The organism is Flavitalea plasmicola (assembly GCF_030546645.1).
Classification (GTDB): domain Bacteria; phylum Bacteroidota; class Bacteroidia; order Chitinophagales; family Chitinophagaceae; genus Puia.
On sequence record NZ_JAUOTO010000008.1, the window covers coordinates 405,300 to 426,205 of the forward strand.

Here is a 20,906-nt window from a genome sequence, read left to right on the forward strand (position 1 = left end):
TGACAACCCGTCCGCCTTTTTCCGCTCACTGCCCTAATACCCCGGATTTTGATATGCTTTCTTCGCAGCATCACTCATCTGCATGGCGTCAATCTGGCCTTGCGGGATCGGCTGGAGATACAGCTGAGGGGTAATGGTACGGGTATTGGTCAGGGGCGTATGGTTGGAATAGGCAGCGCCGCCAATCGTATAAGTGCCATAGTTATACCCCTCCTGGTTGTCCATTCCAAAACGCTGCGTACGAACGAGGTCATAAAAGCGATAGCCTTCCCCGTAGTACTCACGTGAGCGTTCGGCAAGTATATAGCCAATAGTGATAGTAGCAGGCGTAGCAGCCACCATGGCGGCGCTGTTATCGGCAACATATGCCGCTCTGCCGGCATTGCTGTATTTCCATTTACCGGCACGGGCGCGGATGACATTGATCAGCGTTAATGCATCATATCCGGCTGTTATAGTTGCGCCCTTTACAGCCGCTTCGGCGGCAATAAAATACAGCTCCGAGAATTTGGCGCCGGTGTAAGGCCTTGTGCTGCCCGCGTTGGGATTGCCCAATCCCCCATTATTGTCGGTACGATAGGGACCGATCTTCCAGAGTCCGGGATATACTATCCTGTTGATAGCACTGGGTGCTATCACATAGTCGGCACGACCCGGGAGAACCCCTGCTCCTACACTGCTTTTATAAACGGCATTGGAATAGTCGATCCCGGGAACGTCATCGTTCAAAAAGGTGAGTACGGCGGCGCCTTCGGTGACCGGTAAGTTATTGGCGTTGTACAAAGTGGTGTACGGCAGCGCAGCCTCCTTCATATTACAGCGATAGACGGATGTAAAAGTGCCATCATAACGGGAATCGTTCGTCTTATCGGCAAAAGTCTTGGTGAAGACTTCGATCGTAGGAGCGTTACGCACCCACGGGCGTCCCCCCCACTGCTCCGAGGCCCGCTGAACGGAATATACGGAACTCCAGGCGCCTGCGGAGGTGGAGCTTGTTATAGAGGGATAGGCCCAGGTCTGGAACCAACTGGACCAGTTGTCCGGAGTGCCGCCGGCGCCATACGTAAAACTACTCACATTATACTGCGAGCTCAGCTGGGTATGATCAGAGTACAACATGCACTCATTATTGTAGTCGTTCGTGGCCACGTTGACATCATAGTAGGTAGGCTGTAAGCCATATACGCCGGGATTTTGGATCGCATTGACGGCAATCGTATACGCCTGCTGATAATACCACGCAGGATCATGTCCGTCAGGATCTTTTCTGGGACTTCCCGATTCCACCGGATAGGAAGGAATACTATTTGGGTTCTCCAGCCACCATCCATAAGTAAGATAAGCCTTGGCCAGAAACAATTGCGCCACCTGTTTGGTCACCGCGCCGGTGACGCGGCGGGTACTAGGTAAATTGGAGACCGCCTCGTTCAGGTCCGGGAAAATGGCCTTCGTATACACGATGGATACAGAATCACGAACCGAGCTCCTTAAAGTGGAAGTATTGAATTGCAGCCTTCCGGAGCCAAGGTCCAACGGTACACCGCCAAAGGTCTGCACCAGTAAAAAGTAATCGAATGCACGGAAAAACTTGGCTTCTGCAATGTACGAGGCTGCTACCCCAGCCGAAACGCCATATTGAATGACGCCATTGGCAGTGTTGATATAGGGAAACGTATTGCCCCACAGCTGACCGGCATCGCTTAACGTGGGCGTCGGATGAACGCCGGGGACGGAATAATCCTGGGCTTGAAAATTACTTCCGCTGCCGCCGCTTTGCCCCCAGGTGGATTCATCGGTACCACATTGACACATGTTCCAATAATAGGCATTCCCATAAATGTAACGCAAATGAGCATATAAGGCAGTCAGGCCGCCCAGAACCCCGTTGGCCGTCTGGAAATATTGAGGGGTGAACGAACTGCGCGGCGTCTCTTTCAACACCTTATTACATCCCGAAGTAAGCAGAAGTGCCAGCGTTCCGGCTCCAATATATAGTTTTATAAGTATTTGTTTCATGTTGATCCTTTTTTAAAAAGTTACATTTAACCCGATGAGGAAATTACGCGTGGAAGGTGTGTTGGTACCGATGGTGAGGATACGGTGCGGGCCCGCCTGTACTGCTGAATTTTGATCACCATAAGAATTGGTCTCGGGATCCATATGCGACCTCTTCTCGTAAGGTGAGAAAAATACAAACGGGTTCTCCACCGTACAATATACCCGCATCCGGGTGATAGAAGCCGCTTTCATCCACTTTTGACTGAAATTATAACCCATTGTAATGGTGCGTATCTTCAGATACGAAGCGCTGAAATACCCCATCGTGCTGCCATATGCCGGGTTGTCGCCTCCCACACCGCCGGGTCTTGGAGCGAACGTATTGAAATCACTGGCATGGTTGTTCGTAGGGGTCCAGTAATCCACCTTGACGTTATTGCCCGATCTTGTATTCAGGTTATTGAGATACCCGACAGACGAATACAACGTACTGATGAGTGTACCGCCGCTTTTGAAGATACCGGTGATGCCCAGGTCCAGCCCTTTATATGCCACGCGCGTATTGAACCCTCCTTCGAACTCCGGCTGCAGATCGTAGATCTGGCGGTCGTCGTTGTTAAGCGCCGTGCCCGCCTGGTTTTTCCTGTTCGGTACGCCATTCACATAGTGAAGGGAAGTGTCCTTGCTGTTGTATGCCACTTTGATCATGCCCACATTTCCACCAGGATAAGCTGCTTGCATATAACCGCTGGTGCTGTCGGCATAGCTCATCAGGCCTATCTTCTTATAGTCATAGGCCACATCGATAGGATGACCCGGGAACCACAGATTGCCTTTATCGTAGGGCTGACCGGAATAAAGGCTTACGAGCTTATTTCGGTTGCGATACACGTTAACGCCGACCTCCCATGTCCATCCATGCAAATTGTCCAGGACCGTACCGTTCAGCGAAAGCTCTATGCCCTTATTTTGCGTTGCGCCTATATTCGCGGTATAGCTGGTGACGCCCGATGTGGTCGGAAGACCGACGCTCAGCAGCACATTACTGGTATTCACGGTATAGTAATCGATAGTACCGCTCAACCGGTTTTTCAGTATCGAGAAATCGACCCCATAGTTCCATGTTTTGGAGAACTCCCAGCCCAATGCGGGATTCGGCAATTGCGTGACATAGTATCCCATGGCGTAGCCGGAAGGCCCGAAATTATAGGGACTGGTGGTTAGTCCGCCAAGTGTCTGATAGGGATTGATAGCCTGGTTGGATGTTTCTCCATAACCTACCCTTAGCTTCAGGGCGTCTACCAACGAGACCTTATCCATGAAATTTTCATTCTTCATATTCCATCCGACAGAGATAGCCGGATAAGAATGCCATTGATGCCCCGGCGCCAGCACGGAAGAGGCATCGGAACGGAAGGCGGCGCTCAGGATATAGCGGTCGCCGTAAGTATAGATGATACGACCCATATAGGACAACAACCCATATTGCGCATAACTACCGCCGCCAACCGTAGACGTACCATTCTGGTCTGCCAGCACATAGGACAAATTGTAGAACTGGAAAGCATCGGAAGGCAGATGATTGGCTGAAGCCGCTGAAGACCATTTTGTATTTTGCTCCACTGAATACAACGCCACGGCGCTGATAGCATGTTTGCCTCCAAAGGTCCGGTCATACGTCAACAGGTTCTCAAGCGCATAATCCACCTGTTTGGTGTTGCTGATAGAGGCACTGGAAGCAGTAGTAGCCACACCGCTGAAAACGCCTGTCCCCGTATAAGTGCCATAGTCGTCCTGGTGAAAATACAAGCCAAGATTAGCACGGTACTTCAGTCCCTCCACCCCGGGGATCCTGATCTCACCGAATAGGGAGTTATTGGTGGTATAAGCCCTTGTGAGGTCTATATATTTATCTCCCAAAGCATTCAAGGCATGCGCCGTATAGGCCCACTGAGGCCCCCCCGTATTGATGTTGACCGTTGGTTTCCAGCTGCCATCGGGATTGCGCGGATTGATAAGCGGCGTAAGATTCAACGCAGCGTAGGGTCCGATATTCTGATCGTGATTAACCGTATAGTAATTATTCGTCACAAGGCCGATGCGAAAGAGGCTGCCGATCTTCTGCTCAAGGGCAGTGCGTATACTATACCTTTCATAGTATTGCAAGGGTATCACGGCCTGATCCTTGAAATAAGTGAACCCGACACTATAGTTGCCTTTTTCCGAACCGCCTGTAACACTCAGATCCTGGTTGGTGACATAACCCGTCTGATATAGCAGCTTTTGCCAATCCGTGTTCACACTATCGTTCTCATCCAGCGTGTTGGTACGGATAGAAGCGCCGGGAGTGGCGTTGTTCGCCTTGCGGAGAGCGGCGTATTCAGGTCCGTTCATCATGGGATATTCACCCCAAACTTTCTTGAATCCGGCATAACCGTTGTAGCTTATATGCGCTTTTTGTCCGGCCGATCCTTTATTCGTAGTAACCAATATAACCCCATTGGCTCCGCGGGAACCATAAATAGCTGTCGCGGAAGCATCTTTTAGAATATCGATACTTTTGATCTCGGCGGGACTGATGTCGTTGAGGGTTCCTATGAAGGGGATTCCGTCCAGTACGACCAAGGGGTCGTTGGTGGCGTTCAGCGAACGCGTACCACGGATCCGGATCTGCATACCCGAGCCGGGTTTGGATGAAGTTTGAGACATTTGAACCCCGGCGATCCGGCCTTGTAAAGCCCTGGAGATGTCTACTGCCGGAACCTCGTTCACCTTTTCGCCGCTGATCGTGGCTACGGAGCCTGTCACATCCTTCCTGCGCTGTGTGCCATAGCCGATCACCACCACCTGGTCCAGGTCGTTTTTCCCCGGTTGCAGCGAAATGCTGACGGTAGGCGAATTAACCTTTATTTCTTTTGGAGCATAGCCCACAAATGATATGATCAACGTGGATCGGGAGGGTACCGAGATCGAAAAATTGCCATTTTCGTCCGTGGTGACGCCTGTATTCGTTTCTTTCGATGTAACGGAGGCCCCGGCGATGGGAGCATTCAATTCATTGAGTACCCGCCCCTTCACGGTCATGGTATTTTGCGCCCATATCAGGACAGGGCAAAAAAACAAGAGCGGGATCAGCAGCAAAGCTGCTTTCTTCTTCCAGAGGATCTGGTTCACACGTACTGCAATCGACATAAGCGTAGTTTTTAAGTTGGAATTGATTCGAAAAAGTTATGCGGGAGTAGCCAACACCGGCCTGAGGGGGGCCAAGATGAATCGTTTCATTGAAAAAAAGGAATGAACCGGGGGGTGTCTGGCAATCGTATTTCTAAGCATGGCAATCTGAATTTGACGGATCCATTTAATAGACCGGCTGGGCAAAACTATCAGGAACCATGCTCTAAGGGTTGCCCTGATCCGGCAATTCGTAGCACAAATTCGTCAACCGCTCTTAAACTGCTGTCATAAATCAGTGGAAATCAATTTAAAGCGTACGTCTGAGGAGCTAACTAACCTGCTTACGTTTTAGAGAAACATATTCGGTAGGAGAAAGATTGAATTTCGCTTTGAATGCCCGGGTAAAGTAATTGGGGGTGGTAAAACCTACGGCATAACCCACTTCTGCAATCTTCATATCGCTTCTCATGAGCAAATCGGCCGCTTTATTCAGCTTAATGGATCGGATAAATTCTACAGGTGTCTCGCCGGTGAGGTCAACGATCTTACGGTAAAGCGAGGCGTGGCTCATGTGAACATGCCTGGACAATTCCTCCACAGACAAGTTTGGGCTATCCAGGTTCGATTCGATGAATTGAGTAACCGTGAGGAGCAGTCTTTCATTATCCGACTGTATGGCGGTTACCGGCGTTTCAACATTCAGCCGCCGGGTATAGGTTTCCCTTAAACGGTGGTTAAGCATGATAAGGTTCCTGATCTTAACACGCAGGATCTCAAAACTGAAGGGTTTGGTGAGATAATCGCTGGCGCCCGTCTCCAGTCCCTTTAACTGGTATGCATCTTCATTCAGCGCCGTAAGCAGGATGATAGGAATATGATTTACGCGTTTATCCGATCTTATTTTCCGGCTGAGCTCGATCCCGTCCATGTGCGGCATACTGATATCACTTACGATGACATCGGGGTGGCCGGAAATTGCCTTTTGCCATCCTTCCTTTCCATCACCGGCCTCAATGACCTTATATTGAGATCTCAGATTGTCTTTCAGATAATACCGGAAATCTTCATTGTCTTCCACCAACAGGACTGTCAGCATGTCCGTCGCCGGCGTCATTGCGGGTTTTTCTTCTGCGATATTTCCAGGAACATGGGGGTGGTCTGCGATTCCTTTACCTTCCTGCGGAAGATTCTTCAGTGGCAAACAGATAGTGAAGATACTGCCTGTTCCGGGTTCGCTTTCCACGCTTATCGTTCCGCCCTGCAACTGCACGAATTCTTTGGTGATGGCCAACCCGATACCGCTGCCCTGGTTCATCACGCTGGCGTGGGTATTGCCCTGGAAAAAACGATCAAAGATCCGTTGCCGCTCATCAGCCGACATACCGATACCTGTATCGGAAATTTTGATAACCAATTCATTAGTCGGCTGGACACGCATTAGCTCCAGTGAGATCTTCCCTTCTTTGCCGGTGAATTTGAAAGCGTTGCCCAACAGGTTGAATAAGATCCGCTCGATCTTTTCCTTGTCAAAAGAAGTATAAAATTGCCCGACCTCCGTTCTGAAAGCAAAATGGATCTGTTTCCTTTCCGCAATGTCCCTGAAGGATTCCGCTGTTTCCCGTATAAAGGGAACAATATCCGCCTCTATACAATTGAGCTTCAATTCATGTTCCTCCAACTTGCGAAAATCAAGCAGTTGATTCACCAGGTTAAGCAACCTTCTGGCATTACGCTTCACCATGGTAAGCTGTTCCTGTTTGTATTGGTCTGCTTCACTTTCCCGCAATTTTTCCAGGGGGCCCAGGATCAATGAAATAGGTGTCCTGAACTCGTGGCTAAGGTTGGTAAGGAACTTGATCCTCAGCTGGTCAAATTCATGCAACCGCTCAGCTTCCTGCCTTTCCTGCCTGATCATTTGCTTCATTTGCAACCGTTCTTGTTCCAGCGCAAACTTGCTTTTAAGCCTGCGGATCCCCCGGGAACGGAACATCCATAACAGGAATGCAATTATTATAATATAAGAAGCGTAGGCGTAACCAGTCATCCAGAACGGTGGCTTTACATAAATTTTGATGGTTGCGGGCCGTGTTATCCATCCGCCATTATAATTTTTGGCCTTCACTTCCAAGGTATAATTTCCCGGGTAGAGGTTGGTAAACGTGGCTGTCCTGGAAGTTCCCACTTCATTCCAGGATCTATCAAATCCACTTAGTTTGTACATGTACCGGTCTTCCAGGGGAGTGGTAAAGTCCAATGTGGCAAAATCCACAGAGAAGTTCTGCTTATAATCGAGCCGGATCTCGCCGGCGACGGAAATATGTGCTTTTATTGCTGCATCTTTTCCGGGGACCACCGGCTGACCGGCAATTTTCAGATCGGTAAATACGATAGCAGATGCGTTCTGGTTATCGTTGATCGCTGCAGGATGAAAATAATTAAAGCCCTCCAGGCCTCCATAGAACAATTCTCCGGATGATGTTTTTACACCTGCTCCCAGGTAAAAGGAACTTTGCTGCAAGCCATTCCGGGAAGTATAATTTTTAAAGGTCGACCTTGCCGGATCAAAGCAGCTGATCCCTTTATTGGTGCTCACCCATAATAAACCCGCGTCGTCTTCCAGGATCTTGTAGATGACGGCGTTGGCCAAACCCTGTTGCTCAGCATAATTAGCAAATCTATTTTGATGATGATCCAGCCGGCACAAGCCGCCGCTGGACGTTCCTGCCCAAATCGTCCCTTTTGCGTCAAGGTGGAGAGAGATGACCTCATCCAACGGAAGGTTCGTATTGGCCCGGTTGAAGATCCGGCAGGTCTGCCGGGCAGGATCATATAAAGCGACTCCTGATCCCACTGTCCCGATGACCATATTTCCGGCATTGTCTTCTTCAATGGCCCGGATAAACCCACTCTTAAGCAAGTTGCTGCCAATGCCGTTGAATGCCACTTGGCCAAAGCGAATAAATTTGCCCGAACCGGGCTCGAACATGCAGACGCCGTTGCCGTTGGTGCCCACCCATATGTTACCCCGTCTGTCTTTTTTTAAACAGAAGACGTCGTCGCCGGGCAAATCCTGGGGCCGGCTGCCTTTCGTAATATGCCGCACGCGCTGATCCCTGGTATTCAATACAAAGATCCCATGCTGAAAGGTTCCTATCCAAAGTTCATTGCCGCAGCGCTCCAGGGCAAGCACAGCCACCCCCTCCGTTTTTTTTTCATTGCTCAAGGGGATGTGGTCGATCAAACCCGTCTTGCAGTGATAGAGGTTCAACCCGCCTCCGTCGGTTCCCACATAGATATCTCCGTTATTACCTTCGGAAAAAGAGGTGACCTTGGGACAGCTAAGTCCTTTCGGATCGAAGGAGTTGTACTGGACAAGATTAAAAAATCCAAGGTTCCTGTCATATTTGTTTATCCCGCCCATGTAGGTGCATACCCAATAAATTCCCTGCTTATCGATAAAGATGCTTCGTACAGAACTACCTTTCAGACTGTATTTATTCCTGTCATTGCCCGTCACCCGTACCACTGAGCCTGTACGCGGGTCAAAAATATTCAGTCCTTCCTCCGTGCCGATCCACAGATCACCGCTGCTTTCAGGGACAATGCTGTAGATCCGGAGGCTGCTGAGAGAATGTACATCTGCCTTGTTGCTTGTATACCTGGTGAAGTGACAGTCGTCCCCCTGCAATAAATTCAGTCCACCATTGTTGGTGCCGAACCACAAGCGGCCGTCCCTGTCTTCAGCAATTGCCTTGATCACATTATCACTGATTGATCCCGGATCAGCAGGATCGGTATAAAAGCGTTTGAAGTTATCGGTAGACGGCTGGTAAAGATACAATCCGGAATTACTGCCTACCCAGGTCCTGCGCCGGCTGTCCCTGAAAACACAGGTAATTGTATTTGACAACAATCGATCTGGCTTTTCAGCATCTTTCGTATAGTATTTCGTATGCCGGCTGGCAGGATCGTACAGGATCAGGCCGGCGTAGCAGCCTATCCACAGATGCCCGGCACCATCGGAACAGATGGACCGTACAGCTGTACCGTTGGTGATGTCAAAATTTTGGAAACAATCCTTTTTCCTGTCATAGAGAGAAAGGGTCCTGTTGGTACCTATCCAAAGATTGCCTGCAGGATCCTCGTAGATGGTCTGGATCTGATTTGTAGCTATACTGCTGGTATCCAGATTATTATGATTGTACACCGTAAAGCTGATCCCATCAAACTTATTCAGCCCGTCTTCCGTGGCAAACCACATATATCCAAGTTTGTCCTTCAGTAGAGCGTTGACAGTATTGGACGAGAGCCCATTGTTATTGCTGAAGTTGATGAAATTGAACGTCTGCTGCTGGGCACCTGCTATCTGTGCCAGCAACACCAAGAACCATATTAAGGCAGTAATTCGCACAATAATGGCCTAAAATACGATAAAATTTCATAATGCAATCGATTGCAATTTAAAATTTTGGTTTCTCCTGTCAGGAAGTGTACCCTACTCCGACAAATAGAATTCGATATTGTATTCCGTCTCACCCAGGTAGCCGTACTTGCCAAATACTACCGGCTGGCTGACAGCGGGTACATCATCCTCATGCCGGTTGTCCAGCAGGAGGGTCTTACCCGGATAGATAGCCTTTACCGTATACTTGCCAATAGGTACGTCCGTAACCATAAAGGTGCCCGCCACATCATGCACTGGCCGCTCAAATGCAGCGGCAGGCGTACCGTCGATCAATACACTTTCGGTGGGCGTAAACTGCAGCCTCACCTGGCTAAGGTCCACATCGGTACCAAATTGATAGATGTCTACATGTGCGCCATAGAATCCGCCGCCCGGGCGCTGGCCACTGAGCTTCCACGTAAAATTCCGGACAGCTGCCTGATCACGGGTAAAAGCATCTGTGCTGTCGGCTGCGAGATCGAACTTGTACTGATTGCCATAGGCTGACTTTTCCAGCTGTGCCTTTGCCGTCCAGCTACCCGCAGGCTCAGCAGGCAGCTTCACCTTGTAATTACCGCCGTTGTCCGTCATTGCAAGAACATACGAAGCATACCAGACTGTGTGCTCCACGGTCACCTTTATTCCGCTAAGGGCATTCCCCTTCGAATCGGTAACTTTTCCGGTAACAGTGCCGGGAGAAGAGCCAGCCCCGCCTGGGCCACCAGGGTTATCAGGAGAAGGAGATGATCCTGAATCCTTCTTACAGGCTGCAAAAGCCAGTAAAAAGACGAAATTGATAAGTACACGCATACAATTTTTATTTTACGCGAAAATATTCCGGGAACAGCGCCCCGAACAGCGCAATTGAAATGGACCGGGATTTCGGTGGGATGAATTGCATTTTGGCAAGATAGGGCCCTTAGATTGTCGCATTACCCATCCGTGCGTCCGGAAAGGGCGCGATACCTTGGGGAAACTAATCTTTCACCAGTGCGGCAATAAGATACGGGTTTGGCGGTGCCAGCAAAACAAAAAAGCGCACTGCAGTGCGCTTTGTGTGACCCCGATGGGAACAGGATACAGGAGATATTTTTCCTGTCATCCATAAGCAACTTCCTGCAGGACTTTTAGATAACTACCGCACATTCTACTTAAATCTGATTTTTTTATTCCCCTGGCGTAAGCGTTCTCTGAAAGTATCCTGGCTAGTATTCGATCGTCTAAAAGCAACCTCATATTCTTCACTAATTGAGACACATCAATTTGCAATTCATTCTGTTCATTCACAAGAAGGCTGGTTTTCAATGAATCCACCCTGTCCTCGAATGACTCATCCAATCCATCCACTGCACTAATTACCAGTGGGAGTCTCCCCAAACTCATATCCATCGCCGTAACACTGTATTGTCCATATAACGATGGAATGACTCCGATATCTGCCATTGTGATCAACTCGCCAAGAACATTATCCGGGAGTTGACCTGTAAGGATAATTTTACCCCACAATGGCCCGACGAATTCCAATAAACCCGAATAATCTCCCGACCCGACAATGACCAGCTTAACGCGTTCGTCGTCAGCAGCAATTATTTTAAATGCACGTACCAGATAGAAAATACCATCGCCATGCGTAATATTTCCCGCATATAAAATTATCTTTTCGTCTTCCTCAAGGCCAAAATCCTTCCTAAACATATTCGATGTAGGTCCTTTACAGCAAGAGGTCGCAGCATTTCTGATGAGCGACAGCCTGTCCATGGGAATTTCCAAAACTGTAGAAAAAAAATCAATTGCCTGACCGGAAACGGCTATGACCTTATCCGAAGTCAGGGCCATCTTCCGTTCGTATGCGGTCAATTCGAATGCAAGGGGCGAACGCGAAATATCGCCCGCCCTCCAAAGCTCTGCAAATAGCTTATCCGGGATGTGAAGATGTAGTTTCCAGCTCCATTCATAATGAAGATAAATGAACCTGGCTGATCTATATCGTTCTTTAAGTTTCTCGAATATCCTCAGATATTTCACTGAATCTGCGCAGAAAACTATTATCTCTTTTCCCAGCAGATAGGAGTACAAGACATCGACGATTCGCCGGGCGTACGTTAATTGATGAAAATTATGAGCAGGATCCAATTCAAATTTATTTTCCGGCCGTGGAATGCACAGGATCGACATATTCCCCTCTGTCTGAAGCACACACCTGTCAATATCCTGTCTGTCTATCGACACGTTGGTGACGCGCATTTCCGGTTGAGATGCCAGATAGTTGACAAGGTCTGATGGCAGTCTGGCCCGGGAATTTGTTGCATTGTCGGAAAACAATATAAGGTCTGTTAATGCGGCCATATACCCAGTATTTTTAACCAGTTACAATCTCCTGATTGCAGACTTAATAAAGACAATGCTGTCAAACCAGCTCCTCTATACATACCCATTTCGATAGTTTGGCTGGCTGGCACGCAACCGAAAAGAGCAGGTATTTTATTTTCGGCTATCATCATTTTGACTTTATCAGTTATTTTACGACTTAGAGCTATCGCATTGTCATACCGGTATTTTCGGCCTAACAGATCTATCAAAAGCGCGATAAATGCAGCATGAACAAATTCCACCTGTTGAAGATTGTTATACCCCGAATCTATAAATGAGACAAATGACTCGAATATTTCATCATGCAATGTCTTATCCCGATCGATATCGATAGCATAAAATAATCCGAAGAAAGCTTCTGTTTTTGGCCAGAAAGAGGGATCGCTTTTTACATAATTCATTAATTCATTAGTAATATTCCTTGCTATATTTTCGGTATGCTCATCGCTTAATCCCATCCTCTTGATCTTGTTCAAGAACACTAGTACACCCGTCCATCCATTCCAGATAGACGGTTCCGCATAAGGCAGGCAAGCCCTCTCAGGATGAGGATCCAGGAGCTTTTTTATCTCTTTTAGGCATGAGTTCAACTTCTCTCTGTATAGGTCTTTTAGTGGTCCTGTCCGCAGTGTCGGATCGCTTAGCCGGTGAAGGAGATATAATCCCGGACCGCTAAGCCCATTTGCGATATTTACTTGCTGCCAATTGGGGAAAGGCAGGTGAGGTAATACATGCGACTCCAGGTCCTTCAAGTATTGATTTACGCCTCCTTCTGCGAAACCTAGTTGAAGCAAATGGTCAAGTACCACGGCATATCCCAGGAGCCCGGTAGAATAAAATATGGAAGTAAAAGAGCGCCCGGAATTAATCTCCTCCAGGTAAGAATATCCCGCATCCGGGGGTGAGACATCCAGGTCGTTCCTTTTTGCATAGAAGAAAAATACTGCAATCGCCAGTTTACCGCTTTGCAGGCTATTATCCGATCCGAAACTGGAATTTAGTAAAAAATAATTGGCCAAATCTTTTAGCCCGGGCTCTGACTTGATCATGGTTTTACTATAAAGCTGGGGGTCATCGCATAGCGGAATTTTTGTATTTTCACGTCCAATCCGGAAAAGAACTCATCGACAGCCCTTGTTTCCCCCGGAAAAATGCCATAATCATCCAGGAGTAAGACACCACCCTTCACCAACTTTGGATAAAGATGTTTAAGAATCGTAACCGCTGGTTCATATACATCGGTATCCAGGTTTATTAAAGATATTTTTAAATTAGGATGATCGGCTATATATTTCGGAACCGTATAATTTATATCTCCCTTTATCAGTTCTACATTCCGGATATTTTTATGATCCAGCACGGTTTGCAACTGTTCAATGGAAATAGAGTTCCCACCAGTCTTGTTTATAAAATCATCTAAATATTTCTCATCCTCCCTATTGTTTGTCGGGGGAAATTCTTCAAAGCAATCAAAAGCAATGATGTTTTTTGAATATGCATTTTCGAGGATCTCTCTGAAACCGGCAAACCTAACCAGGCTATTCCCCATAAAAACACCACATTCCACAATGGAACCCGGTAAATTTTGGGCTAATTTGAACAGTTCATAGTGAGCGATAAACTTGCTTAATCTACTGTTACTGCAGCTAAGGTAAAAGCTATTTTCATGATCAAAAGCATTTTTAAAATCCGGCAATTCAATCATAGAAAAAATTTTTTTAGGAAATTGAACTTATACAGATCGTCTTTCGTATCAATATCCATAAAGGGAGCCTTATTGATCACGCAAGTAAATTTTGCATTCCAAAAGGAGGAAGTAGGGTCTTGCGAATGAACGATCGAATTAAGGAAGGACGTCCTGATTAGATATAAGGACCCGTCAATCATAAATGTATTTTCGCAGGTCACCCCCATTCTGCACTCACTGTGCGTTCTGAATTCATACCTATCCGGCATCTGGTTTACATAGAACTGCTGCCTGTCGGCAATAATTGTCATAGCGGTGACGAAATCGATGTCCCCTCGATTTTTATAAACGCATTCCATCTCATCAATAAGGTTCTCCGAACGAAAAGGCTGTGTGGCAGGGCACAGTAAAAATTCCGGATAAGGATGCAATTGCAAAAAGCTCCAGCATGCAGTTCTTTCATTTTGGCCCGGCATACGAACTTCCAGGAATGTATTTACGTGTAAGGAACTGGCTAATGCTAATAACGCAGGAGAATCGGATATCACCCATGCAGACGACAATCTGCCTTGTTGCTTTAAATAGTTTATGGTATAAGGCAATAGATACCTATTCTTCTCCGGGCATCTTTCACTGTGCTCTTTGATCGGGATTAATACTGGTATATTACTCATCATCAATACGAATAAGGTTATGTAAACGTAAATGTTTTAATAGATACTCCTGTTCAACAGGCCCCGCTCCTAAATGCCATGCCCACGTTGGATCTTTATTCATGATCTCAGCCCGCTTCTCAATATCGAGGCAGGTAATGTATATACGGTATTTTTTGCTCCATTCAGAGTTGAGCAAGTGACCTAATAATAAAATTGAAGAGGTTAGCCTTTTGAAGCCTGTTTCCCGAATTGCAAAACTTTCATCAATCAGCTCGATTTCCGAATATTGTATGGGAGTCAGGTATTGGGACCATGTTTGAAAACGTGAATACCATTGTTCTCTCATTAGTATTTTCCCTGCAGTTCTTATCTTGCTTTTGTTAGCACCCCCCGCATATTGATCCTTGAACGTAGTATTGGCTTCCAGAAAAAGCCCATTGATCCTGTAGCCGGATCGTTCAAGATAATTCATCCGGTTGACGCGCATCACAAAATCAAAAGAATCAATTTGCTCAGAAAGCCCTGCTCTGCGAGGTGGCTTATTGCCAACTAAGATTAGTTTCATCTTTTCCTTAGGATCATCGTTAATGAGCATTGCATTTGCTTATTTCAGCGTGTTAAAGCCATAGCGATTATCCGGTTCAATCCCGATATATATTCTTCCATGGAATAGTTCTTTCTTATATGCTGTCGCCCTATATCCCCCATTTGGCGTGCTTTTTCGCCATCTGCAAGCAGCCGGCACATACAGTCAATCATACCGTCGACGTCTCTTTCGTCCACAAGTAAACCAGTTTCACCATCCAATACAGCCTCTTTTATTCCCTTATGTTTGGTGGAAATCACAGGCAATCCGGCTGCACTTGCTTCCAGCACAGAAAGCGGCGTGCCTTCTGAATCACCTTCCAGGAAGGTTGTAACAGAGTGCTGTAAAAAACAGAAGGACCTCTTGAATACTTCCATTATTTGAGACTGATCCAATACTCCCATAAATTCTACGCTATCTTTCATACCCCAGGCAATCACCAGGTCGATACATACATCAACAAGAGGCTGTCCAGCGCCTATCATGATCAATCTTACTTCCGGATGACGTTTCAGAACTTCCCTGAAAGCATACAATGTTAAATGGGGCGCCTTTTTCGCCACAAATCTCCCAACTGCAACAAATGTTTTGCTGTCCAGTGGCGGATATCTTTCAAAAAAGATATCATTTACCCCAGAACGGACATAAACTATCTTTTCAGCCGGAGCGCCAAGCGATATTAGTTGCTCCTTCATATCCTGCGATACTACAATTAGGGAGGAACCATAGTCAAAGAGCTGCTGATATTGTACCGCATGGTTTCGCAATATACTTTTGGTATACGCGTCATAACCGTGAAAATATACTACGAGGGGGATAGCAAGCTGACGGCACGCCCCAACAACATTGGCCCCGCTAAGTCCGAATTGGGCCAGGACCACGTTGATCTGTTTCCTGACAAAAAACCGGGCGAGCGCTTCATCAAAATTCGGGCAATCCTGGGTCTGGATCGGGCCTTCTTCAGACCATCGGCCCATATCCCACAAAGTTGTTATTTCACCCGTCAAATATCTGCGCTGTGCATGTACAAAAGTTTGCGAGTATGCATCAGGCTGAGTCATGATAAAAGCAATTTTTGCAATCATTTTCTTACGTTTTCACCTATTCAGATATAAATGTTTACCCCTCGTAAAGGCCTAATCACGGATGTTAAAAGTATCTAATCGGCCTGTACGATATTCAAAAAAAATAATGGATCTTTCACCGAACAACTCTTTTTTTTAAAGATATTTACAGGCAGACCGTATGAACCAGTTCCTTCTATATTTTCATGTTTCCCTTCGCCCGGACGGAAAGGACCCGGATTCTTTCTGCGGCGAGATCGCTTCTTTTTTGGAACAGTATGCCATTGATCGGGGCTCATCTAAAATGTACCAGGTTGAAAAGCAAAATTCCCCCGAACTATTGCTAATGATAGAATTATATGTCCGGGAAGAGGATAGCGAAGCATGCCGGAAAATTCTCCAGAAAATAAGCCGCGGCGGAGTGGTCTTCCATGATCAAAGGAGCATATCTGATATCGAACTGGTCATTGCGCTCCGACGATCCAATAACGCCTTTCATCTATCCAACATCATTATGCGCCAATCATTAAATGCAACGCTTGATGAGGACACGATACTGATATCATCTTTTTTACTGTGCATGGCCCTGATAAAAACCATATTGCAAAGAAAAATACTGAGCATCGGTCAGCTGTTGGAGATCTATAGTTCAGAAGTGATAATTCTGGGATGGGCCCGGAATTTCATAGAGAATAAATATATTCAAAACCAAGGTATATTGGAGGAATATGCAGCAATAGTATTTGATACGCAACATGACAAAGGCCGCACTGCATGGTTAGCGCAGTGGACTGCATTTTTGTATACCATCAATCCTGATGAATTATATCCAAACGCAGAATATCCGCCCAGGGAATGGCATAACCAAATATTATATCTCATCTTTCGGCATATGGGATTGACGGTACGATCCGGGTCGATACTGCTATATTACATAGAATGTACAATTAGGCTGAAAATTAAGTATTTATATGATGCTTCTTGATAACAGAAAGACACAGGCTTTTTGCGTGTTGACGAATAAATCGTCTAAAAATGTAATTGACCATTTTGCCGCTATCAAGCAGGGGAGCTCCCGGTTTGGCATGGCAAATATTATTTATCACAGTACCGATGGGATGCTACCCGATGAACTGGCCCCGGATGATACTTTTGTCTTTACAGATAAGCACATTGATAAATTGGGATATCGTCGCATTTTCAGGGGATTAATACCAGGGAGCAATCATTTCCCTTTGCTGGCCTTTTACTTGTGCTACCCATACTATGACTTTTACTGGAATATTGAAGATGACGTCCGATTCGATGGCGACTGGTCACTTCTTTTCAACTATTTTACTTCCCTGGATATGGCGCCGGATTTTGTCACAAGCCATATCAGGTCTCTACAGGAAGAGCCGGGGTGGTACTGGTGGAGCTCGTTGCGTCATCCCGACGCTTTCATCCCCTATACGATCAGGTATAGATCGTTTAACCCTATCTTCAGGATATCTAACCAGGCATTGCGATATTTACATGCTAAGTTGACTTATCAGTGGACAGGGCACCACGAGGTACTAATTCCTACCCTGCTCCATCTGGCAGGCTTCTCAATAATGGATTTCGGAGGCTATGGCACTTTTGTGAAACCGGGGAACGAAAACATGTTCTATATTTCCGGGAACCAACGCCGGGAAGGTGATTTATCGACAGGAACCATGCGATACCGTCCCAGGATCAGCGCTGGGGAATACGTAAAAAACAAATTGCATCACCCCGTAAAATAGTCATATGCTCTTACACATTTCAAAAGATCAGATCATGGCCATTGACATTCCCCGGGTACACGACTTAATTCTCGTGATCGGCGATAAAATGACCAACGCAGGCGACCATCAGCCGATACCTTTTTCCGGAAAGGAATATAAACGTCTGATCACCCAGGCCCCGGATACTCTGGCGGTAGTTATTATCGCCGCAGCCGACAATTTTGATCCGGATCATTTAAAGGCAACCCTGTCGCAGCTGGTGGGTCAAACCATGAACGCTGATGCTGCCATCCTATTGCCGTATTTCCCCCCTCCCATCATCTCCCATATCGATTACGGGCCGGCCAGATCATTTGCCATTATGAACAGGGACTGTTTTTCCGCTATTCCCATAAAACTTATCGAACAAAACGATCTGGAAACTTTAATTTATACCTTTACCTATAAGTACCTCAATTCCGACAGAACTGACCTCAAAATTATTCAAGTCGGGAAAACCAACCAGAGTGGAAAACAAAGACCCACTAAAAAGCTTCGCCACTCCCTTTTGGTGATCCCGCATAAAGGCAGGATAGACCTTCTGAACAGGTGCTTGTCTTCGCTGGAAGCCACGGACGCCCTCCCTTCCAGGATCAACCTATGTTTTGACGACAGTTCATTCAAAAAAATGAACCTGAATATGTTTAATAAAATTGCCGGTCGCATAAGTATCCTTAAAAATAAACCTGGAAACAGGGGCCCTTACCTGGCCAGGCACTTCTCCGCTGTCCAAACGGATAAAGAATATATTTTCTTCCAGGACTCAGACGATATCTCTACAAAAGACAGGTTTTCAATACAGATGAATGAATTACTACAACGGGGCCTGGATATGATCGGTTCCCATGAACTACGTATAGATCAGATCTTAAAAAAGGTGATGATCAGAAGATTCCCATGGGATGTCACCCGTGCTCTATCGTGGAAAGACGGCTTTCATTCCCTGTTCCACCCTACTTCATTGATCAGCAAAAAGGCCTACCTGCAGACAGGTGGCTTTTCTACGGACAGAAGCTTTGGATATGACACTCAATTCCTCCTTAGGTCATACTTTTTTTTAAAATCAGGCAATTGCGATGATTTTCTTTATATCCGCTTTAGACGCCCCAATTCCATAACTACCAGTGAAAAGACAGGACTGAACAGCAACTTCAGGAATTTCCTGCTTACCAGATGGAGAACGGATTTCAGACTGATCCGCGAAGGTTGCCTTGACCTCGCCGAGTCTTCCCTGAAGGTATGGAGACACAAGTTCGCTTTCACATTCATAAAGATCAATAAAAGAAATTCAAATTGATCACACTATACAAAAAAGCATACGGCATTATTTCGACCTCGATCATTAATGTGGCGGGCAAGACCGGGGCCAAATTCGAAACCATATATGTTTTCCATAAATTCATTCAACTGGGAATAGTCAGAGGATGCGCTGGCAAGGATATACAAGACTGTTGTCGGATCGTACAAACTATTATACAATGGCTCGGGAAAGGCATTGACGTTCGCAGGCATGGGGAGTTAGAGAAATACGTCAATTACACTTTCGACACTCATATGGCGTCATTTATCACCATACTGGATCAGGCATGTTGTCCGGAAATGCATGATCTGGATTGGTATATCAAATGGGAAAGCGTCTGCAACCAGATATATACGGCCGCCCCCTCCACAGATACACTGATACAAATATTGGAGATCCACAGCAATTCCCTCGACCTTGATTTTGAAAAACAGTTTGCTGCCTTTAAGATCATACAAAGGCTGTTAAATACAGCGCGGGAAATTGCCACATCACCCGTTCATCGATCCGTTCCTTTTACCAACTTGTAAAAGAGTCTTTGCAACAGCCTCAAGTCCTCTGTGATGATCAACGCCTGAGATTTCAGGCCCGGATAATATTGGATCTCTTTTTTTTGGTTTGTCGCCAACCCATTCGGCAACTCTATATTGGCTAAGAACCCGCTGTCCGAAGGCACTTTTGAAATATAATCCAGTATACCGTCCACGGTACCATATTGTTCGTAAGGGTAGGCATCAAATCTCAATTGAACCTTTTGCCCAAGACTGATCTTACCAAAATTCCCTTGCGGCAAATTCACCTGTGCATAATATCGTGTATCCGAAGGATTGACAAACCCCACTTGTTTGCCAGCCTGCAAAAGCTGGTTTCGCTGCAAGGGAATGATAAACACAACCCTACCCTCTATCGGCGATTCAATGATATATTTCTTTCTCCAATCATCTACTGCACTTTTTAATGTCTCAATAGCCTGTTGAAAAATAACATTTTGCTGAGATATCGTATGCTCCAGCTCATTGATCTCTTTTTGTTTATCTCTTTGCTCGTTGGCATTCGATAACAGGGACATTTCAGCCTGCGACAAATTCATTTGCTTTGATATAAATTTACTATGCTCAGTTCTCATATCCTGTGAAGAAATAACCTTATACTTATATAGAGTATCATTGGAAATAAGCTCTTCCGAAGTAAGGTTAAGATCCTGCCGTGAGAGATCTCCCTGTCGTGATAGTGTCGCACTTATTTTCTCTAACCCCTCTAGATCTTTAAGTAAGATCGCTCTTCGTTTTTGATAATATCCGTTTACCAAATAATCATTGAATTGCTGCATCGCCGTAAGAAACTGTTGATAGGCAGGCTGCAGCTCGCCCAGGTCTTTGAACTTGTCCGTAAACAACTCGGATATTTGCTCCATTTGTCCCATGGAGATTATTTTCACGGATTTATCCAATGCCACGGACAAACGAATTACCTGTCGATGATCAGCAACGCTTTCAATCCAGCCGATCGTTTGATCCTCATGTACCTGCTCATCATTGGAAACAAAAAGTTCAATCAACTTTCCGGACTGTCGAACATTGATCTCCTTCACCGCATTCCTTGCCGTTAAAGTAGCATTTGCCTGAATTATATCAGGATACCGGACAAACCATGCCACAACAAACAGAATCAAAATTAAGATCAGAAATAAGAGAAGCGCCCAGGTGGAAAAAAAACTCTTTCTTGCCAAAAGGAGCTCTATTGCCTCCTCGGAGCGAAAACTCGCTTTTTGTCCATTCTTTGACATCGAAGTGTGAGGTATAACATTCAAATCCGTTGCCATATAGTTAGAATAATGTGA

Annotated in this window: 14 protein-coding genes; 4 read left to right on the forward strand and 10 right to left on the reverse strand. The window is 46.1% G+C overall.

The window, feature by feature from the left end; genetic code table 11:
- Positions 1-33: 33 nt before the first annotated feature.
- From Q4E93_RS29485 to Q4E93_RS29525, 9 genes are all read right to left on the reverse strand, one after another.
- Complete coding sequence (locus Q4E93_RS29485) at positions 34-2,016, reverse strand: RagB/SusD family nutrient uptake outer membrane protein (protein ID WP_303591523.1); 1,983 nt, start codon at positions 2,014-2,016, stop codon at positions 34-36.
- 12 nt (positions 2,017-2,028) lie between these two features.
- Positions 2,029-5,190, reverse strand: coding sequence for a SusC/RagA family TonB-linked outer membrane protein (locus tag Q4E93_RS29490; RefSeq protein ID WP_303591524.1), 3,162 nt, complete (start codon positions 5,188-5,190; stop codon positions 2,029-2,031).
- Positions 5,191-5,500: 310 nt separating this feature from the next.
- Positions 5,501-9,553, reverse strand: a complete 4,053-nt coding sequence (locus tag Q4E93_RS29495) for a hybrid sensor histidine kinase/response regulator transcription factor (RefSeq protein ID WP_303591525.1) — start codon at positions 9,551-9,553, stop codon at positions 5,501-5,503.
- A 114-nt stretch (positions 9,554-9,667) separates the two neighbouring features.
- On the reverse strand, positions 9,668-10,426 hold the full coding sequence (locus tag Q4E93_RS29500; RefSeq protein ID WP_303591526.1) for an Ig-like domain-containing protein: 759 nt from the start codon (positions 10,424-10,426) through the stop codon (positions 9,668-9,670).
- Between the two features lie 288 nt (positions 10,427-10,714).
- A complete protein-coding gene (locus tag Q4E93_RS29505; RefSeq protein ID WP_303591527.1) occupies positions 10,715-11,962 on the reverse strand; it encodes a glycosyltransferase family 4 protein in 1,248 nt (415 codons plus the stop codon).
- On the reverse strand, positions 11,950-13,035 hold the full coding sequence (locus tag Q4E93_RS29510) for a lanthionine synthetase LanC family protein (RefSeq protein WP_303591528.1): 1,086 nt from the start codon (positions 13,033-13,035) through the stop codon (positions 11,950-11,952). The genes Q4E93_RS29505 and Q4E93_RS29510 overlap by 13 nt, the downstream gene beginning before the upstream one ends.
- Entirely contained in the window at positions 13,032-13,691 is a 660-nt protein-coding gene (locus Q4E93_RS29515) for a TylF/MycF/NovP-related O-methyltransferase (RefSeq protein WP_303591529.1), read from the reverse strand. Before Q4E93_RS29515 ends, Q4E93_RS29510 begins: the two co-directional genes overlap by 4 nt.
- Positions 13,692-14,339: 648 nt before the next feature.
- The gene (locus Q4E93_RS29520; RefSeq protein WP_303591530.1) at positions 14,340-14,924 is read right to left on the reverse strand and encodes a hypothetical protein; all 585 of its coding nucleotides are present in this window, start codon (positions 14,922-14,924) and stop codon (positions 14,340-14,342) included.
- 14 nt (positions 14,925-14,938) lie between these two features.
- Positions 14,939-16,000 carry a glycosyltransferase gene (locus Q4E93_RS29525; protein WP_303591531.1) on the reverse strand — a complete coding sequence of 354 codons (1,062 nt, stop codon included), beginning with the start codon at positions 15,998-16,000 and terminating at the stop codon, positions 14,939-14,941.
- 160 nt (positions 16,001-16,160) lie between these two features.
- Here Q4E93_RS29525 and Q4E93_RS29530 point away from each other — a divergent pair, with 160 nt between their 5' ends.
- Genes Q4E93_RS29530 through Q4E93_RS29545 form a run of 4 tightly spaced genes read left to right on the forward strand, consistent with a single transcriptional unit; the run spans position 16,161 to position 19,596 of the window.
- Positions 16,161-16,964 (forward strand): hypothetical protein, encoded by an 804-nt coding sequence (locus tag Q4E93_RS29530; protein WP_303591532.1) that lies wholly within the window; start codon positions 16,161-16,163, stop codon positions 16,962-16,964.
- Entirely contained in the window at positions 16,951-17,745 is a 795-nt protein-coding gene (locus Q4E93_RS29535) for a hypothetical protein (RefSeq protein WP_303591533.1), read from the forward strand. Before Q4E93_RS29530 ends, Q4E93_RS29535 begins: the two co-directional genes overlap by 14 nt.
- 4 nt (positions 17,746-17,749) lie before the next feature.
- A complete protein-coding gene (locus Q4E93_RS29540) occupies positions 17,750-19,063 on the forward strand; it encodes a glycosyltransferase (RefSeq protein ID WP_303591534.1) in 1,314 nt (437 codons plus the stop codon).
- Complete coding sequence (locus Q4E93_RS29545) at positions 19,060-19,596, forward strand: hypothetical protein (RefSeq protein WP_303591535.1); 537 nt, start codon at positions 19,060-19,062, stop codon at positions 19,594-19,596. Before Q4E93_RS29540 ends, Q4E93_RS29545 begins: the two co-directional genes overlap by 4 nt.
- On the opposite strand, the gene Q4E93_RS29550 is transcribed toward Q4E93_RS29545, so the two are convergent.
- Positions 19,566-20,888 carry an HlyD family secretion protein gene (locus Q4E93_RS29550; RefSeq protein ID WP_303591536.1) on the reverse strand — a complete coding sequence of 441 codons (1,323 nt, stop codon included), beginning with the start codon at positions 20,886-20,888 and terminating at the stop codon, positions 19,566-19,568. The genes Q4E93_RS29545 and Q4E93_RS29550 overlap by 31 nt on opposite strands.
- Positions 20,889-20,906 lie beyond the last annotated feature (18 nt).